Origin of the sequence: Streptomyces sp. TRM64462 (genome assembly GCF_013362995.1) — a bacterium.
Lineage (GTDB): Bacteria > Actinomycetota > Actinomycetes > Streptomycetales > Streptomycetaceae > Streptomyces.
In genome coordinates this window covers 1-15,644 of sequence record NZ_JABWDV010000297.1, presented here as the reverse complement: position 1 = coordinate 15,644, position 15,644 = coordinate 1, and the positions used below count along the sequence as shown (strand labels likewise).

Genomic DNA, 15,644 nt, shown 5'->3' with positions numbered 1-15,644 from the left:
GACCACCCCGCCCACGTCGTCCACCAGCAGATCGAGCCGCCGCTCCACCCCGTCCAGCACGGCCCGCGCCGCCGTCACCGCGCCCAGCGGCGCCCCCAGCGACGCGGCCAGCCGCACCGTGCCCTCGGGCCCCACCGGAACGAGTGACAGCGGGTCCTCGGCCAGCTCGCCCTCCCGGTGCAGCAGCCCCACGGCCCGCACCAGCGCCCGGTCGTCCCCGACGACCACGGGCCGCCGGCCGCCCCGCCGGGCCAGCGCCCGCGCGAACTCCTCCGGGGTGTCCGGCAGACACACCTTCGCGGCGGCACCGCCGCACAAAACGTCCTTCGCGATCCGTACGGACTCGCCGTCGCTGCGGCGGGCGACCGGGTCGATGACCACCAGGAGCTGGTCGGGAGCCGACACCTCGGTCCTTCCTCGGGTAGCATCTTTGTGCAAGAGCCCCTTGCGCTATTGCGCCAGGGGCTTCGTCTATTCCGGGGCACCGGTTCAACGGCTCAGGCTGATGTCGTACACCGCCGTACGACATTTACCGCCCCTGGCCTTGGACATGCCCCGCCCGGAAGGGGTGTACGCCTGTGCCCGCACTTGTGCTGCTCGGTGCTCAGTGGGGTGACGAGGGCAAAGGGAAGGCCACCGACCTGCTCGGTGGATCCGTCGACTATGTGGTGCGCTACCAGGGTGGCAACAACGCCGGTCACACGGTTGTCGTAGGCGACCAGAAGTACGCGCTGCACCTCCTCCCCTCCGGGATCCTCTCGCCGGGGTGCACTCCGGTGATCGGGAACGGTGTCGTCGTCGACCCGGCGGTCCTGCTCTCCGAGCTGAGCGGGCTCAACGAGCGGGGCGTCGACACCTCCAAGCTCCTGGTCAGCGGAAACGCCCACCTCATCACCCCGTACAACGTCACCCTCGACAAGGTGACGGAACGGTTCCTCGGCAAGCGGAAGATCGGTACGACCGGCCGTGGCATCGGCCCGACGTACGCCGACAAGATCAACCGCGTCGGCATTCGCGTCCAGGACCTGTACGACGAGTCGATCCTCACCCAGAAGGTCGAAGCGGCGCTGGAGGTCAAGAACCAGCTCCTCGCCAAGCTCTACAACCGCCGCGCGATCGAGTCCTCCAAGATCGTGGAGGAGATGCTCCAGTACGCGGAGCAGATCAAGCCGTACGTCGCGGACACCACGCTGATCCTGAACAACGCCATCGACGAGGGCAAGGTCGTCCTCTTCGAGGGCGGCCAGGGCACGCTCCTGGACGTCGACCACGGCACGTACCCCTTCGTCACGTCCTCGAACCCGACCTCCGGCGGTGCCTGCACCGGCGCGGGCGTCGGCCCGACGAAGATCAGCCGTGTCATCGGCATCCTCAAGGCGTACACGACCCGTGTCGGCGCCGGACCGTTCCCGACGGAGCTGTTCGACGAGGACGGAGAGGCGCTGCGCCGCATCGGCGGCGAGCGCGGCGTGACCACGGGCCGTGACCGCCGCTGCGGCTGGTTCGACGCGGTGATCGCCCGCTACGCCACGCGCGTGAACGGCCTGACGGACTTCTTCCTCACCAAGCTGGACGTCCTGACCGGCTGGGAGCAGATCCCCGTCTGTGTCGCGTACGAGATCGACGGCAGGCGTGTCGAGGAGCTGCCGTACTCGCAGACCGACTTCCACCACGCGAAGCCGGTGTACGAGTACCTGCCGGGCTGGTCCGAGGACATCTCGAAGGCGAAGACGTTCTCCGACCTGCCGAAGAACGCGCAGGCGTACGTCAAGGCGCTGGAGGAGATGTCGGGCGCGCCGATCTCCGCGATCGGTGTCGGCCCCGGCCGCACGGAGACGATCGAGATCAACTCGTTCCTGTAGGCCTCCGGGCATCCAGGCATCCAGGCATCCAGGCATGGAGGCCGGCAGGCCTCAAGGAGGCGGTGCCTCCTTCGCTCCCCGTACCGCTCGGTGCGGGGAGCTCTTGCTGTCCCGTCCCGCGGCGTCCCATCGGGTGAATGCCGCGTCCCCGGGACGGTGAGGGGCTGGAGGGACGGCGGGCGGGCGCGCAGAGTGAGAGGGCGATCGCGTCGTTCGAACCCCCCGCCTCCTCCTCCGTATGGGAGAGACCCTTGGCATCCACCGATGCGTCCTGGGGCCGCCACCGCCCGAGCCGCCGTTCCCTGCTCTCCGGACTCTCCGGCGCGTTCGTCGCCGGTGCCGCCGCGTCGACCACGCTCGGCACCGCCGGCCGGGCCCACGCCGCGGGGCCCGTGATCGCGGACTGCGCGGCCTGGGGCGCCCGCCCGCCGAGCAGCCCCGTCACGCTGACCGCCGGCCGCCCGCACAAGATCCTCGTCCACCACACGGCGACCGCGAACTCCACCGACTACTCGGCGGCGCACGCCTACGCGCTCGCCCGGTCCATCCAGAACGACCACATGAACCGGCCCGGGTGGATCGACAGCGGCCAGCACTTCACCATCAGCCGCGGCGCGCACATCATGGAGGGCCGCCACAGCAGCCTGTCGACCCTTCGGGGCGGCACCCGCATGGTGGAGTCCGCGCACTGCACCGGCCAGAACTCCGTCGCCATCGGCATCGAGAACGAGGGCACGTACACCAGCGTGGCCCCGCCTGGCCGGCAGTACGCGGCGCTGGTCGCCCTCTGCGAGGAGATCTGCCGCCGGTACGGGCTGCGCGCCTACCAGATCTACGGTCACCGGGACTTCAACAACACCGCCTGCCCCGGTGACCGCCTCTACGCCCTCCTGCCCCAGCTCCGCCGGGACGTGGCGGCGCGCATCGGCGGTGACCCGGCGGCCCCGGTGTGGCCGGTCGTCCGCAGCGGCGACTCCGGGGAGCGGGTGCGCACCCTCCAGTACCTGCTGAACACGAGAGGCGCGGCGCTGGTCGCCGACGGCCGGTTCGGGCCCGGGACCGAGGCCGCCGTACGGGAGTTCCAGGGCACCGCGCGCGCGTCGGTGGACGGCATAGCCGGCAACCAGACCTGGAGCCAGCTCAGCGTCCCGCTCGCCCGGGGCGCGACCGGGCAGGCGGTGGAGGCCGTGCAGAGCCAGCTCGCGGCCCACTCCCTGCCCACCGCGGTCGACGGGATCTTCGGGTCCGGCACCGAGTCCGGGGTCAGGTCGTTCCAGTCGTCGCGTGGCCTGCCGTCCGACGGCGTCGTCGACGCCCGCACGTGGAGCCGCCTCCTCGCCTGAGCCCGGCCGGGGCCGGTCCGTGCTCACACGACGCCGCTCTCCCACCACCAGGACTGGGCGCCGTACGGGTACTCGATGCGGCTGTCGACGTGCTGCCAGGAGACCGTGTAGCGCTCCAGGCCCGAGTAGCCGCACGTCTCGGCGATCTTGTAGACGCTGTACGTCGAGAGGCCGGACACCACGATGTCGGCGGCGATCCCGTACATGTGCTGCGAGTTGGACGAGCCGCCGATGGCGGAGTTGTGGCTGACGCTCCGGAAGCCGGAGTTGACGGTGACGGGCCGGTTGCCCGCCTTCTTGCGGAGGGCCTCCAGCTTGTACATCGTGCGGCGGACGTTCTCCTTGACGGTGGCCGAGCCGACCTTGCCGCCGGAGAAGCCGGAGCCGTCCTTGCTGTGGAACTCGGACCACGCGAAGTGGGCCGTCGAACCGTCGGCGCTCTCCAGGGCGTTGAGCGCGCCGAACGTCTGCGGCCCGGCGATGCCGTCCGCGGACAGGCCGTAGGCCCGCTGGAAGCGGATGACGGCGGCCTTGGTGCCGGGGCCGAACTGGCCGTCGACGGCCACGTACGTCTTCTTGGCGCTGTCGGCGGCCCAGCCGGCCACCCGGATCTGGAGCTCCTTCACGTCGGAGCCGGACAGCCCCTCCTTGAGGGTGCGGGACCAGCCGTAGGCGGCGGCGGGGGTCGCGAGGCCGATGTTCGCGGCGGCGGCGGCCAGGCCGCCCGCGGCGAGCGCCAGCAGGCCGCGGCGGCCGAGGTGGGTGGTCGGTGAACTCATGGTGTCGGTCCTCTCCTCGTCAGCGGTGCGGAGACGCGGCTCATCATCGGGGGCGGGCGGGGCGCAGGGTGCGTCCCGTGAGAAGTGCGGGACAACGCGGGACGGTGGGACACGGCCCAGGCATCCGGTGCGGGGTGCCGGTGCCGGTGCCGGATCGGCGCACGGCTTACGGCTCCGCGCAGATGCGCAGCCCCTCGGGCGCCCCGCACGGCAGGTGCCCGTGCGTGCGCACGACGTCCTGGCCGCTGCCGCGCACGAGATAGTCGAGGAAGCTGGAGACGAGCGAGTCGGCGGGCGGCCGGCCGTACGTGTACGCGTACTCGATCTCCCGGTACGGGTAGCCGCCGCGCGCGGCGAGCCCCTCGACGGACGGCTCGTGCCCGTCGAGCTCCAGCCGGTGCAGCCCCTTCACCTCGCTGCCCAGCCGGAGTTCGCTGTAGCCGAGCGCACCCGGGACGGCGGCGACGGTGGACATGACCTGCCGGGTCGAGTCGACCTCGCAGCGCAGGACGCGCGCGGACACGTCGTCCTTGCGCAGGCAGTCGCGGGACGACGGCGCGGGCTCGAACCGGCCGAGTACGCGGCGCTGGAAGACCTCGCGCGTACCGGAGTTGGTGTTGCGGCTGACGAGCGCGATGGGCAGGTCGGGCCCGCCGAGCCGGGACCAGTTGGTGATGTCGCCCCGGTAGATGCCCCGTACGTCGCCGGTGGTGAGTCCGCGCAGCGGTACGCGGTCGTTGACGACGAGGGCGAAGGCGCTGACGGCGACGCGGTTCTCGCGCAGGTCCTCGTAGCCGGGGGACGGCTTGGGCCCGTCGGACAGGGCGATGACGGCCGGTGAGCCGTTCCTGTGCCGGGCGCCGGCGTCGGCGAGTGCGCGGATGCCGGTGGTGGTGCCGTGCGCGTCGACGGTGATGTCGGAACCGGGGCAGTCCTTCTCGTACTTGCGGGCCAGTTCCTCCGCGACGGGCGCGAAGGCGGTGGAGCCGACGAGGGTGAGGCTGCCGGTGGCGCAGCCCATGGGCGGGCGGGTGTCGTCCCGTACGACGATGATCGCCGCGAGGGACACCACGCACAGCGTGAGCAGGACGGTGATGAGGCGGGCGGGGCGGCTGAAGACGGGCGGGGTCTCGTCCGCGGTGAGGGAGGTGTTCGGCCGTACCGCGCCGTCGCGCAGTCCGCCGGTGACGCGTACGGGGCTGTCGGCCGGGCCGCCCGTGAGGAGGAACAGCAGCTTGAAGTGCTGGCCCGGGTTGAGGGGGATGCGGGGCAGATGCAGGGTGCCGCCCTCGTGCCGCATGCCGGACTCGGGTGTGAAGTGCCGTGCGAGGTGGTCGGCGTCGCCGGTGTCGGTGACCTCGACGCCGTGGATGCGCCGGTCGGTGAACTCGACGGTGAGGCCGCGGAGCGACGGGTCGGTGTAGTCGGCGTCGGCGATGCTCTGCGGGCCGTCGTTCTCGACGCGGAGGAGGACGAGGGTGGCGTCGGACAGGTCGAGCCCGGGGTCCGGGGCCCGGCCGAAGAGCCTGAAGCGTACGGTGCCGGGCGTGCCGGGCGTGCCGTCGCCGTCGCCCCGGGCGTTGCCGCCGACGGGCGTGTCCATCTGCACCCGGTAGCCGATGCGTTTGCGCCGCGGGACGCGCCGTTCGTACCAGAGCACGCCGACGGAGGCGAGGACGCCGAGCGCGGCGGTGAGGACGGCGACGACGTTCTCTGCGCTGAACCACTCCACGGGCGCTCCCCCTCGCTCGTACAGGTGTCCGGCGGGACATGTGGGGTCACGGTACGGCGGCGGTGGGGGAGGTGCGGCGGGCGCGCGGCGGAATTCATGACACGTTCAACTTCCGCCCTCCTCCTGCCTGGTCCGGGGGCGCCCTCACCCACAGGGATGAAATCGGCATATGACGAGAGGGCGGCCGCCGCTGTCGGTGGCCGCCCTTTCGCGTCTGCGAGGGTGCGAAACGCCAGGTCGCACCGGAGGCCAGGTTGCGCACCACCGCAGGTCAACATTCATATGACTAACGGGAGTTGGCTTGCGTGCTCAAAGGACGTCGGGGATACAGTCACGCCAGCAAAGAGAAATCGACCCGACAACGAAATGCCCCCGCGATGCTGCAACATCCGAGGGCGCGGCACCAGGAGCAGAACCCTCCCAATGCAGATTCACCGTACCGCGCGCACCCGTAACTTCACCACGCTCGGCAACGAACTCCTCCGGGATCCGAACATCTCGTTCGTCGCGGCCGGCGTCCTCGTCTACCTCCTCAGCCTCCCCGAGGCCGCGTGCGTCGACATCCGCAGCCTGGCCAAACGCCGACGTGAGGGCCGTACGCGCATCGGCAAGGCGCTCCACGAGCTGGAGGCGGCGGGGTACTTGCGGAGGGAGTCGTACCAGGACCCCCGTACGGGTTACTGGTTGACGACGTACGACGTGTACGACACGCCGTTCGAAACGACACCCGCAGATGCCGCCGCCGCACCCGCCGCACCCGCCGCTGCCGCCGCGGAGGCCCCGGCTCAGAATCCGGGCTCCGGTGAGCCGGACGCCGGGGACGCGGGCGCTCTCCCTCCGGGAGAAAGTACCGGGGTACAAGAACCTCCCTCCCCGCCCCCACCGCCGCCCCCGCCGTCCCCGCCTCCGAGCCGGGCGGCTCAGCTCCTCGCCTCGCTGGGGCGGCGCGAGCCGCGGCTGGCGGTGGGAGCGGAGGAGGCGGTGAAGCTCGGGAGCCTCGTCGAGGAGTGGTTCGCGGCCGGCGCGACCGAGGCGTCCGTCAGCGAGGCCCTCACCGCGGGCCTGCCCGCCCGAGTCTACGCACCCGCCGCCCTGCTGGCGGACCGCCTGAAGCGCAAGAAACCCGCGCCCCGCCCCGCGGCGCCCGTACGCCCCGAGTGCCCCGACTGCGGGGTGCCCGTCCCGAAGGGCGCGACCTGCTCCCGCTGCGCGCCGCACGCCGCGCTGCCCGCGGCCGTGGCGGCCTTCGTCGGCGCCGCCCAACGCGGCGCCTCCGCCGCCCGCGAGGCGCTGCGGCGCGGCCCGGACCCGCTCCCGGGCCCCTGCTGAAGCTCCCGGCCGCGTAGGGCGGCCGGGTCCACCGAAGGAAAGGAGAGCCATGACCATCGCACTCGTGCGCCCGGAAACGGTATACCGCCGGTATACTGTCTACATGGCTGACACCACGATCAAGGTCGACACCGCGGTCCGTGACCGCCTCCAGGAGCTCGCCCGCGAGCGTGGCATCACCATGCGGGAGCTGGTCGCACAGCTCGCCGGTGCGACGCCCACGAAGGAGGAGCTGGCCCAGCGGCGCGAGGAGACCAAGGCGTACATCGAGCAGCACTTCCTCGACGGGCCGTACACCGAGGAGGACGCCAAGGCCGGGGAGCAGCTGTGGGCGGACATCGTGTCCGGCAAGGCGGGGGAGGTCCGATGACGGAGAGCACGTACCCCCTGCCGCGGTCGGTCGTCCTCGACGAGACCGCAGTGCTCGCCCTCGGCGCGGGCAACCGTATGGCTTCCCGCCTGGTTGTCGAGGCCGAGAACGACGCGACCCTCCACATCTGCGTCCCCGCCCTGTGCCTGACGGCCGCCGAAGGGGAACGGGCCGGGGTGGCCGAGCACGTCGGGTCGCTGCCGTCCGTCGACATCGAGGCGCTGAACTTCGTCGGCGCGGCCGCCGTCGGCAAGCGCCTGCGGGTGCACGGCGACGAGTGGAGCGGCGCACACGCCGTGCACTTGGCGCAGCCCTCGGTCGAGTGGCCGAGGGGCAGGCCCGTCCTGAGCGGTGACCCGGACCGTTACCGCGGCACCGGGGTGCGCGTGATCACTCTGGAGAAGTAGCGACAGAGCGGCGCGGGGCCCGGATCGCGCCCGGGCCCCGCGCCNCGTGCGACCGTACCGCAAGCGTCGGCGCGGGGACGGCTACGTCAGCCGGAGGTCGATCCACGGGATCGTGTCGCCGTCGAGCAGGTACCGCTCGACCTCCACGAACCCGTGCTTCAGGGCGAACCGCAGCCCGTCCTCGTTGGACGCCAGCACCACCGTCTCGACGGTCTCCGCGCCCAACTCCCGGGCCTGCTCCAGCCCGTGTACGTACAGCTCCTCGCCGTATCCCCGGCGGCGGTACGGGGCGAGGACGCGCGCGATGACCGTCGCCGTACCGGGCGCCTCCTCCGTCGGCGGCCGCACGGTGGTGCACCCGACGGCCACGTCACCGACGTACGCGACCTCCAGGCGGTTGCGCCCGGCCCGCTCGCGGACGTCGTCCGACGACAGGACGTGCGTCGGAATGATGGTGTTGTGGATGCGCCGCCAGTCCTCGACGAGGCCCGAACCGCCGCCGTCCACCCGCTCGATACGGAGTTCGATCACATCCAGCAGCCAAGCCGGACACTCGGCCCGCCGTCAATCGCTTTGCGCGTTCAGACGGCGACAGCCGTCACGTTGCACCCGGGCAGCCTCTTGCAGACGTAGGCCGTCTTCGGGTTGGTGCGCCACGCCTGAGACAGCGCGGGGCCCGGGACGACGGGCCGTGGCCGCCTACGGCAACGTAGCCCTTGTGCAGAACGTGGGCTCGGCGATCATTCTGGATCAGCGCCAGGAGCATGCCGGTGTCGTAGACGAAGATGCTCAAGCGGCAGCCTGGTCCCCAGACGCGCGCCCCAGGATGGCGTTCACCTCGGCCTGCTCTTCGGGTGTCAGCTCAAGGTGGTCACCCAGCCAGGTGCCTTCCTCTGCCCCCGCTTCCGCTTCCCTGCGGGCCTGCTCGAAGGGCTCGAACACTTTGCTCACCCTGTCCTGCTGGTCCATCTGCGCCTGGGTGGCGATGGTAACGAAAGTCGATACGTCCATACCGAGTCGCGCGGCGTGATCCTTGATCCTGTCACGGACCTCGGCCGGCATGCTGATCGAGAGACGTACGGCTGCCATGTGTTCCCCGGAGCTCAGACGAAGACGACGCGGACCACCGTCACCGTCAGCACGCTGTGGCTGACGTAGTAGCGGATCACCACGCCCGACACCGTGGCCTCGCGGCGGTCCTCGTCGCGGTCTATGGGCGCCGAGCCGTGGCCGTACGGGTCCGGGATCAGCAGCGTGCGCATGCCCGCGTCGAAGCGGGTGCGCAGCGCCGGCTCCATGGAGTCGAGGGCCAGGTCCGCCGGGGGTGCGTACTGGAGGCGGTAGCCGCTCACTCCCTTACGTCCTCGCCGCGCGCGAGGCGCTCGAACAGCTCGCTGTCCTCGCGGTCCGCCTCCGTCGTCGACAGCGCCCAACGCGCCAGCGCCACCGGGAGATCGGCGACCGGGACGTGCTGGATCTCCGCGTCGAACTCCTTGACCCGGTCCTCGTCCAGGGCGGCCCGGATCGCGGCGATGGTGCCGGGCAGCTCTACCAGCTGCCCGGCGATGACGGTTCTCAAAGCCGCACGGCGCCCGCGAGGAACGCGGACCAGGCCGTGGGCGCGACGGCGAGCGTTCCGCCGTCGACGTTCTTGGAGTCACGGACGTGGACGGTGTGCGGGCAGGCGGCCACCTCGACGCAGTCGCCGCCGCTGTCGCTGCTGTACGACGACTTGTGCCAGTCGAAGGCCACTTCGATGCACTCGCCACCGCTGGGGTTGCTGTAGCTCGATTTGAACCACCGGAGGGTGTCTCTCATGGCTGATCTCCTGCCAACCGCTCGATGAGGCCCAGCGATTCACGGGGGTCCAGGGCCTGTGCCCGAATCCTCGCATACCGCTGGGCATACGTACTCACCTTTGCAGGGTCGCTGATCAGCAAGCTCTCTTCCTGCGGTTCCAGGTAGAGGAGGGGCTGGTGCTCGTCCGTCTCGATCAGGGTCATGTCGCCGTACACGCCCGCGTGCTCGCCGTGCAGCCCCGCCGACAGCGGTAGCACCTGGATTGTTACGTTGCGCCTCTTGGCGTGCTCCGCCAGCCTGTGCAACTGGCCCCGCATGACCTCCTGATTGCCGATCTGGCGTAGCAGTACCGCCTCGTCCAGGACCAGCTCGATCGTCGCCACCGGGTCGCGGTCGAACAGCTCCTGCCTCGCCATCCGCGCCTCCACCAGCTCCTCCACTCGATCCTCGTTGAGGATCGGGAACCCGCCCGCGATCAGCGCCCTCGCGTACTCCCGGGTTTGGAACAGGCCGTGTACCACCGTCATCGCGTACAGCGACAGGCTCACCGCCTCCCGCTCCAGCAGCGCGTAGTTCTTGAACTGCTGCGGATACTTCTCGATGCGCATGTAGATCCGCGCGGTCTGGAAGAAGCCCAGGTCCCCTCCGATCGTCTCCTCCAGCTTCACCAGCATCTGGTCGCTCGCCGGCTGGGCGCACGTCTCGACGCCGCTCACCGCCGCGCCCGAGAAGCCGATCCTGTCGCCGAGCTGGGCCTGCGTCAGGCCCTGGCGCCTTCGCATTTCGCGGGCCATGTGCGCGACGAGCTGTGCTGTCGGGGTGGCGTTTTCCTTGTTCTCGCGGCCTGCCATTTTCGCTCCCCACTGCGACTCAACCGGTCTCAACCGGTCTCAACCGATCCCCGCCGAATTTGACTGCCGATCACGGTGTTTGTGCAGGTCAACGGCACAGTTACACCCTGCGTCAGTTGCGGGAAACGCTAGCGCGGGCCGCTCACAATGTCCCTGTGAATGCGAGAAGTTGTCAGGGTGGGCTGGGCTGGGTTCCCGCCTCCGGAATCCAATTGAGCAAAGCCGGTGTGCAATTCGACGCCGTACGGCTCGACGGTGACGACGGGCGCCGGATCGCGGACTGTCTGGAGCAGATGACGAACGGCGATCCCGGGCCGATCGTGGCCGAGGCGAACGGGCGGCGCGGGACGTACTTCCTGCTTCCCGCCGGGAGTACGGTCCGCGACCGGTGGCCCGACGGGACCGTGCGGTTCAACGCGGAGCAGGGGGCCGAGAGCTACGTACCGGTGCCCGCGCTTCAGGGGCGTACCTGGCCCCTTTCGTGGCGGTGTGCGCCGAGCGAGCCGGGGCGGTTCGTGCACCCGCTGCTGCTGCGGAGCGCCATCGTCAACGTGCTCGTCGTGATGCCCGCTGTCGAGGCGGTGAGCCGGGGTCACCTGCCGTAGCGTGCCACGACGACCGTCGCGTCCCGGTCCTCGCAGGTCACCACCTGTGCGGTCAGGTCGCCGGGGGCCGTCTCCACGGCTCGTACGGCCTCCGGGGCCTGGCGGGTGCTCGTCTCGAAGAGGAGGGCGCCGCCGGGGGCCAGCCAGTGCGCCGCCTCGGCGGTGACGCGGCGCAGGACGTCCAGGCCGTCGGGGCCGCCGTCGAGGGCGACCAGGGCCTCGTGGACCCGGGCCTCCTGGGGCAGGAGGGCGACTTCGCCGGACGGAACGTACGGGACGTTCGCCAGCAGGACGTCCACCCGGCCCCGGAGGGCCGCCGGCAGCGGGGCGTACAGGTCGCCCTCGTAGACCGTGCCGCCCAGCGGCGTGACGTTGCGGCGGGCGCAGCGGACCGCCGCCGGGTCGATGTCGGCGGCGTGGAGGCGGACGTCCCGGCCCGGCGCGGCCGCCAGGGCGGCGCCCAGCGCGCCCGTGCCGCAGCACAGGTCGACGACGAGCGCGCCGCGCGGGGCCAGGGCGGCGGCCCGTTCGACGAGGAACTCGGTGCGGCGGCGCGGTACGAACACGCCCTCGTCCACGGCGACCCGCAGGCCGCCGAACTCGGCCCAGCCGAGGACGTGTTCCAACGGGTGGCCGGCGGTGCGGCGGGTGACCATGGCGGTCACCTCGGAGTCGTTACGGGCCGTGGCGAGGATGAGGTCCGCCTCGTCCTCGGCGAAGACGCATCCGGCGGCGCGGAGCGTGGTGGCGAGGGTGGTGCGGAAGGGTGTCGCGGTCATGGAGCGTGGGCCTTTCGGGAGCCGCGCCTGCGAGCGTGCTCCCGGGGGTTCGTCCACGGCTACGGCGCGGCGACCGTACCGGCCTCGGAGGAGAGCACACTGCCTGTCCTGGGGTGGATGGGGCTCACCTCCTTCGTCGTGTGTCCAGCGACCTTAGCCGACATCCCGTTCATCCCGACCATCCCGTTCATCTCGTTCATCTCGGTCATGCCTTTCCAGCGCGTCCATCGCCCGTGACAACCGCTCAAGGACGCGCGCCGTCTCCGCGAACGCCTCGTCGCCCAGTTCGGCGGCGAGCCGTGCCGCCAGCTCCGCGTGGCCCGGGTCGATGCGGGCCACCGCCGCGCGGCCCTCGTCGGTGGGCGCGAGCAGCTTGGCGCGGCGGTGCGCCGGGTTCGGGGCGTACGCGGCGAGGCCCCGCTCCACCAGCAGGTCCGCGACGCGCTGGACGCTCTGGCGCGTGATGCCCATGGCGCGGGCGATGCCGGCGACCGGCAGCGGCTCGTGCAGGACCGCGCCGAGCACCTGCCACCACGCCGCCGTGAGGCCGGCCGGGCGGGCCAGCTCCTCCGACACCGCGAGGAACTGGCCGTTCAGCCGGAACACCGCGAGCGCCGTGCGCGACAGCAGGTCCTGTTCGTCGGCGCGGCTCACGCGTTGAGCTCCTCGTACGCCGCCGGGTCCGAGTCGTGGAACAGGCGGTACCAGGCGTCCAGCTTCCCGCCGTCGAACACGCCCATCCTGCCGAGGACTTCGCGCGCGAAGGCGACCGGTTCGGTGGGTCCGGCCGTGATCAGGTCGCCGTCCGTCACGGCGTCCGTCTCGACGTAGCGGTCACCGCCCTTGTAGCCGGTCGCCGCCAGGTAGAAGGGGGCGGCGCCGGTGTGCGGGCGGTCGTCGAGGAGGCCCTCGCGGGCCAGGCCCGCCGTCGCGCCGCAGATCGCGGCGACCGGGACGCCCGCGTCGAGGAACGCGCGGGCCTTGGCGGCGAAGGGCGCCAGGTCGTCGCCCTCGTCCCAGGCGTCGGCGCCCGTGAGGATCAGCAGCGCGCTGTCCTCGGGGCGCAGGTCGCCGAGCGCCAGGTCGGGTGTGACGCGCAGGCCGCCGATGGTGGTGACCGGGTCGGTGGTCGGGCCGACCGTACGGATCCGGTGTCCGCCCCTGGCGAGCCAGGCCGTGGTGTGGCCGGTCTCCCAGTCGGCGAAGGTGTCGTAGACGGCGAGGTGGACGGGCTTCTGGGGCGTGGTGCTGGTCATGGCTGCCTCCCGGCGGCTCCGTACGGCACGTACTGCCTTCTCTTCCCTATGACAGAAGGCTGTCATGTCGACAGCTTACTGTCAATCAGTGCCCGTGCCGTGCGACAGGCTGCCGAGCGTCGCCCCTTCCGCCATACAAGATGGCCATGTCGCCCCTCGCCACCGCTTCCTAACCTGGCCGGTATGACCCCTCTCGTCGCTCCCGACCCGCAGGCGGGCGCCGCCGTCAAGGCCGCCGACCGTGCCCATGTGTTCCACTCCTGGTCCGCCCAGGCGCTCGTCGACCCGCTCGCCGTCGCGGGCGCCGACGGCGCCTACTTCTGGGACTACGACGGGAACCGCTACCTCGACTTCACCAGCGGCCTCGTCTTCACCAACATCGGCTACCAGCACCCCAAGGTCGTCGCCGCCATCCAGGAGCAGGCCGGGAAGCTCGCCACCTTCGCGCCCGCCTTCGCCGTCGACGCACGGTCCGAGGCGGCCCGGCTGATCGCCGAGCGGACCCCCGGGGACCTCGACAAGATCTTCTTCACGGGCGGCGGCGCCGAGGCCGTCGAGAACGCCGTCCGCATGGCCCGCCTCCACACCGGCCGCCCGAAGGTGCTCAGCGCCTACCGGTCGTACCACGGCGCCACCTCCACCGCGATCAACCTGACCGGCGACCCGCGCCGCTGGGCGTCCGACACCGCGACCGCCGGGGTCGTCCACTTCTGGGGGCCGTTCCTCTACCGCTCCGCCTTCTACGCCGAGAACGAGGCGCAGGAGTGCGAGCGGGCGCTCGCGCACCTGGAGGACACCCTCGCGTTCGAGGGGCCGCAGTCCGTCGCCGCGATCGTCCTGGAGACCGTCCCCGGCACCGCCGGGATCATGCCGCCGCCGCCCGGCTACCTCGCGGGCGTGCGCGAGCTGTGCGACCGGCACGGCATCCTGCTCGTCCTCGACGAGGTCATGGCGGGCTTCGGGCGTACGGGCGCGTGGTTCGCGGCCGACCACTACGGCGTCGTGCCCGACCTGCTGACCTTCGCCAAGGGCGTCACCTCCGGATACGTACCGCTCGGCGGTGTTGCGATCTCCGCGAAGGTCGCCGCGACCTTCGACCGCCGGCCCTACCCCGGCGGGCTCACGTACTCCGGGCACCCGCTGGCCTGCGCGGCCGCCGTCGCGACCCTGGAGGTCATGGCGGAGGAGCGGATCGTCGAGCGGGCCGCCGAGCTGGGCGAGCGGATCCTCGGCCCCGGGCTGCGGGCCCTCGCCGAGCGGCACCCGTCCGTCGGCGAGGTGCGGGGCCTGGGCGCCTTCTGGGCGCTGGAGCTCGTACGGGACCGTACGACGCGCGAGCCGCTCGTCCCGTACAACGCGAGCGGCGAGGCGAACGCCCCGATGGCGGCCTTCGGCGCGGCCTGCAAGCAGCGCGGGCTGTGGCCGTTCCTCGCCATGAACCGCACCCACGTCGTGCCCGCCTGCACCCTCACCGAGGCCGAGGCGAAGGAGGGGCTCGCCGCCCTCGACGCGGCCCTGGCCGTGGCCGACGAGCACACGGTGTGACCGGTCCGTGATGCGGCCCTGCGGTTGACCCCCTCCGACTGGCTTAAGGTGTCCGAAACCGGACGGAGGGGACCAGCCCATGGCCGCGAGCGGACCTGTGACCCGCAGCACTCTGCGCCAGCAGATCGCGGACGCGCTGCGTGACGAGGTGCTCGCGGGGCGTCTCCAGCCGGGGCGGGAGTTCACCGTCAAACAGATCGCTGAGCAGTACGGGGTCTCCGCGACGCCCGTGCGGGAGGCGCTGGTCGATCTTTCGGCGCAGGGGCTGCTCGACTCCGACCAGCACAAAGGTTTCCGCGTACACCAGTTCACGGTCGACGACTACCGGGGCATGGTCGAGGCGCGGTCCCTCGTCGTGGACGGGCTGTTCCGGCGGGTCGCGGACCGGGTGGCCGCCCGGGAACCCGTCGGCGCGGCGCGGCTGTCGTGCGTGCACGCGGCGGCGCTGGTGTCGGTACGGCGCCGGGCGGAGGCGGCGTCGCGGGCGGCGCGCGCCGGGGACCTCGACATCCTGATCGGCTACGACCTGCGGTTCTGGCGGGAGCTGGGCGGCATCGTCGCGAACCGGTACGTCGCGGACTTCCTGCACCGGCTGCGCGTCCAGGCCTGGGTGTTCGCCGTGCCGTACCTGCGCGGGGAGCGGCGGCTGTGCGACTGGCTGTGGAGCGGCCACGAGGACCTGGTCGACGCGGTGACGGACGGGGAGCCGGCGCGGCTGATAGCGGTGATGGACGCGTACAACGCGCACTCGCTGGAGTGGGCCGACTATCTGGAGCGCCTCGACCGGGGCTGAGCGCGGCCTTCCCGCCCTGCGCCGTCGCTGAAACTTTCGCACCGCTCCCGACGGGTGCCGTGCGGGGCCGCGCGCCCTAACCTTCCAACAAAATCCACCAGTTGTGGCCACGTATCCACATCGCTGCTCTGGCCCGCTGCGGAAGGAAGGGACCCTCCGCATGATCCGCAGGCTCCTCACCACCCTGTCCGCG

General features: G+C 71.6%; 19 protein-coding genes and 1 pseudogene. 8 read left to right on the top strand and 12 right to left on the bottom strand.

Annotation, left to right across the window (positions count from 1 at the left end):
- A pseudogene (locus HTZ82_RS13980) lies at positions 1–405 on the bottom strand (diacylglycerol kinase); the annotation flags it as partial.
- A gap of 173 nt (positions 406–578) precedes the next feature.
- Between HTZ82_RS13980 and HTZ82_RS13975 the strand changes: the two are divergent.
- Positions 579–1,862: an adenylosuccinate synthase gene (locus HTZ82_RS13975; RefSeq protein WP_175409684.1), complete on the top strand. Its 1,284-nt coding sequence runs from the start codon at positions 579–581 to the stop codon at positions 1,860–1,862.
- A 251-nt stretch (positions 1,863–2,113) separates the two neighbouring features.
- On the top strand, positions 2,114–3,205 hold the full coding sequence (locus HTZ82_RS13970; RefSeq protein ID WP_254711842.1) for an N-acetylmuramoyl-L-alanine amidase: 1,092 nt from the start codon (positions 2,114–2,116) through the stop codon (positions 3,203–3,205).
- A 23-nt stretch (positions 3,206–3,228) separates the two neighbouring features.
- Here the strand turns inward: HTZ82_RS13970 and HTZ82_RS13965 are convergent, their stop codons facing one another.
- Both HTZ82_RS13965 and HTZ82_RS13960 read right to left on the bottom strand, forming a co-directional pair.
- The gene (locus tag HTZ82_RS13965; RefSeq protein ID WP_175409682.1) at positions 3,229–3,984 is read right to left on the bottom strand and encodes a D-Ala-D-Ala carboxypeptidase family metallohydrolase; all 756 of its coding nucleotides are present in this window, start codon (positions 3,982–3,984) and stop codon (positions 3,229–3,231) included.
- A gap of 166 nt (positions 3,985–4,150) precedes the next feature.
- A complete protein-coding gene (locus tag HTZ82_RS13960) occupies positions 4,151–5,716 on the bottom strand; it encodes a substrate-binding domain-containing protein (protein ID WP_175409681.1) in 1,566 nt (521 codons plus the stop codon).
- A 423-nt stretch (positions 5,717–6,139) separates the two neighbouring features.
- Here HTZ82_RS13960 and HTZ82_RS13955 point away from each other — a divergent pair, with 423 nt between their 5' ends.
- From HTZ82_RS13955 to HTZ82_RS13945, 3 genes are all read left to right on the top strand, one after another.
- The gene (locus tag HTZ82_RS13955; RefSeq protein ID WP_175409680.1) at positions 6,140–7,045 is read left to right on the top strand and encodes a hypothetical protein; all 906 of its coding nucleotides are present in this window, start codon (positions 6,140–6,142) and stop codon (positions 7,043–7,045) included.
- Between the two features lie 103 nt (positions 7,046–7,148).
- A complete protein-coding gene (locus HTZ82_RS13950; protein WP_254711841.1) occupies positions 7,149–7,415 on the top strand; it encodes a hypothetical protein in 267 nt (88 codons plus the stop codon).
- Positions 7,412–7,822 (top strand): hypothetical protein, encoded by a 411-nt coding sequence (locus HTZ82_RS13945; RefSeq protein ID WP_175409678.1) that lies wholly within the window; start codon positions 7,412–7,414, stop codon positions 7,820–7,822. The genes HTZ82_RS13950 and HTZ82_RS13945 overlap by 4 nt, the downstream gene beginning before the upstream one ends.
- Before the next feature lie 81 nt (positions 7,823–7,903).
- On the opposite strand, the gene HTZ82_RS13940 is transcribed toward HTZ82_RS13945, so the two are convergent.
- The 6 genes from HTZ82_RS13940 to HTZ82_RS13915 form a co-directional block, all read right to left on the bottom strand.
- Positions 7,904–8,353, bottom strand: coding sequence for a GNAT family N-acetyltransferase (locus HTZ82_RS13940; protein WP_175409677.1), 450 nt, complete (start codon positions 8,351–8,353; stop codon positions 7,904–7,906).
- Between the two features lie 258 nt (positions 8,354–8,611).
- Positions 8,612–8,911 (bottom strand): hypothetical protein, encoded by a 300-nt coding sequence (locus HTZ82_RS13935; RefSeq protein ID WP_175409676.1) that lies wholly within the window; start codon positions 8,909–8,911, stop codon positions 8,612–8,614.
- Positions 8,912–8,925: 14 nt separating this feature from the next.
- Positions 8,926–9,120, bottom strand: coding sequence for a hypothetical protein (locus HTZ82_RS13930; RefSeq protein WP_217624115.1), 195 nt, complete (start codon positions 9,118–9,120; stop codon positions 8,926–8,928).
- A 50-nt stretch (positions 9,121–9,170) separates the two neighbouring features.
- Entirely contained in the window at positions 9,171–9,401 is a 231-nt protein-coding gene (locus HTZ82_RS13925) for a hypothetical protein (protein WP_175409674.1), read from the bottom strand.
- Positions 9,398–9,640, bottom strand: coding sequence for a DUF397 domain-containing protein (locus HTZ82_RS13920; RefSeq protein ID WP_175409673.1), 243 nt, complete (start codon positions 9,638–9,640; stop codon positions 9,398–9,400). The genes HTZ82_RS13925 and HTZ82_RS13920 overlap by 4 nt, the downstream gene beginning before the upstream one ends.
- The gene (locus HTZ82_RS13915) at positions 9,637–10,473 is read right to left on the bottom strand and encodes a helix-turn-helix transcriptional regulator (RefSeq protein WP_175409672.1); all 837 of its coding nucleotides are present in this window, start codon (positions 10,471–10,473) and stop codon (positions 9,637–9,639) included. Before HTZ82_RS13915 ends, HTZ82_RS13920 begins: the two co-directional genes overlap by 4 nt.
- Before the next feature lie 227 nt (positions 10,474–10,700).
- On the opposite strand from HTZ82_RS13915, the gene HTZ82_RS13910 reads away from it, so the two are divergent.
- Entirely contained in the window at positions 10,701–11,078 is a 378-nt protein-coding gene (locus tag HTZ82_RS13910) for a hypothetical protein (protein WP_309235463.1), read from the top strand.
- Here HTZ82_RS13910 and HTZ82_RS13905 read toward each other — a convergent pair.
- The 3 genes from HTZ82_RS13905 to HTZ82_RS13895 all read right to left on the bottom strand — a co-directional run bounded on the left by HTZ82_RS13905 (position 11,066) and on the right by HTZ82_RS13895 (position 13,113).
- On the bottom strand, positions 11,066–11,857 hold the full coding sequence (locus tag HTZ82_RS13905; protein ID WP_175409670.1) for a putative protein N(5)-glutamine methyltransferase: 792 nt from the start codon (positions 11,855–11,857) through the stop codon (positions 11,066–11,068). The two genes, HTZ82_RS13910 and HTZ82_RS13905, sit on opposite strands and share 13 nt — an antisense overlap.
- 153 nt (positions 11,858–12,010) lie before the next feature.
- Positions 12,011–12,511, bottom strand: a complete 501-nt coding sequence (locus tag HTZ82_RS13900; RefSeq protein WP_175409669.1) for a MarR family winged helix-turn-helix transcriptional regulator — start codon at positions 12,509–12,511, stop codon at positions 12,011–12,013.
- Positions 12,508–13,113 (bottom strand): type 1 glutamine amidotransferase family protein, encoded by a 606-nt coding sequence (locus HTZ82_RS13895; RefSeq protein ID WP_175409668.1) that lies wholly within the window; start codon positions 13,111–13,113, stop codon positions 12,508–12,510. The genes HTZ82_RS13900 and HTZ82_RS13895 overlap by 4 nt, the downstream gene beginning before the upstream one ends.
- 183 nt (positions 13,114–13,296) lie before the next feature.
- On the opposite strand from HTZ82_RS13895, the gene HTZ82_RS13890 reads away from it, so the two are divergent.
- On the top strand, positions 13,297–14,658 hold the full coding sequence (locus tag HTZ82_RS13890; RefSeq protein ID WP_175409667.1) for an aspartate aminotransferase family protein: 1,362 nt from the start codon (positions 13,297–13,299) through the stop codon (positions 14,656–14,658).
- Between the two features lie 79 nt (positions 14,659–14,737).
- On the top strand, positions 14,738–15,451 hold the full coding sequence (locus tag HTZ82_RS13885; RefSeq protein ID WP_175409666.1) for a GntR family transcriptional regulator: 714 nt from the start codon (positions 14,738–14,740) through the stop codon (positions 15,449–15,451).
- Positions 15,452–15,644 lie beyond the last annotated feature (193 nt).

Bases quoted from the DNA above. Each gene is read 5' to 3' on its own strand.
- HTZ82_RS13965 (WP_175409682.1), bottom strand. From the start codon at position 3,984: ATGAGTTCACCGACCACCCACCTCGGCCGCCGCGGCCTGCTGGCGCTC.
- HTZ82_RS13955 (WP_175409680.1), top strand. From the start codon at position 6,140: ATGCAGATTCACCGTACCGCGCGCACCCGTAACTTCACCACGCTCGGC.
- HTZ82_RS13950 (WP_254711841.1), top strand. From the start codon at position 7,149: ATGGCTGACACCACGATCAAGGTCGACACCGCGGTCCGTGACCGCCTC.
- HTZ82_RS13945 (WP_175409678.1), top strand. From the start codon at position 7,412: ATGACGGAGAGCACGTACCCCCTGCCGCGGTCGGTCGTCCTCGACGAG.
- HTZ82_RS13935 (WP_175409676.1), bottom strand. From the start codon at position 8,911: ATGGCAGCCGTACGTCTCTCGATCAGCATGCCGGCCGAGGTCCGTGAC.
- HTZ82_RS13930 (WP_217624115.1), bottom strand. From the start codon at position 9,120: ATGGAGCCGGCGCTGCGCACCCGCTTCGACGCGGGCATGCGCACGCTG.
- HTZ82_RS13920 (WP_175409673.1), bottom strand. From the start codon at position 9,640: ATGAGAGACACCCTCCGGTGGTTCAAATCGAGCTACAGCAACCCCAGC.
- HTZ82_RS13915 (WP_175409672.1), bottom strand. From the start codon at position 10,473: ATGGCAGGCCGCGAGAACAAGGAAAACGCCACCCCGACAGCACAGCTC.
- HTZ82_RS13905 (WP_175409670.1), bottom strand. From the start codon at position 11,857: ATGACCGCGACACCCTTCCGCACCACCCTCGCCACCACGCTCCGCGCC.
- HTZ82_RS13895 (WP_175409668.1), bottom strand. From the start codon at position 13,113: ATGACCAGCACCACGCCCCAGAAGCCCGTCCACCTCGCCGTCTACGAC.
- HTZ82_RS13890 (WP_175409667.1), top strand. From the start codon at position 13,297: ATGACCCCTCTCGTCGCTCCCGACCCGCAGGCGGGCGCCGCCGTCAAG.
- HTZ82_RS13885 (WP_175409666.1), top strand. From the start codon at position 14,738: ATGGCCGCGAGCGGACCTGTGACCCGCAGCACTCTGCGCCAGCAGATC.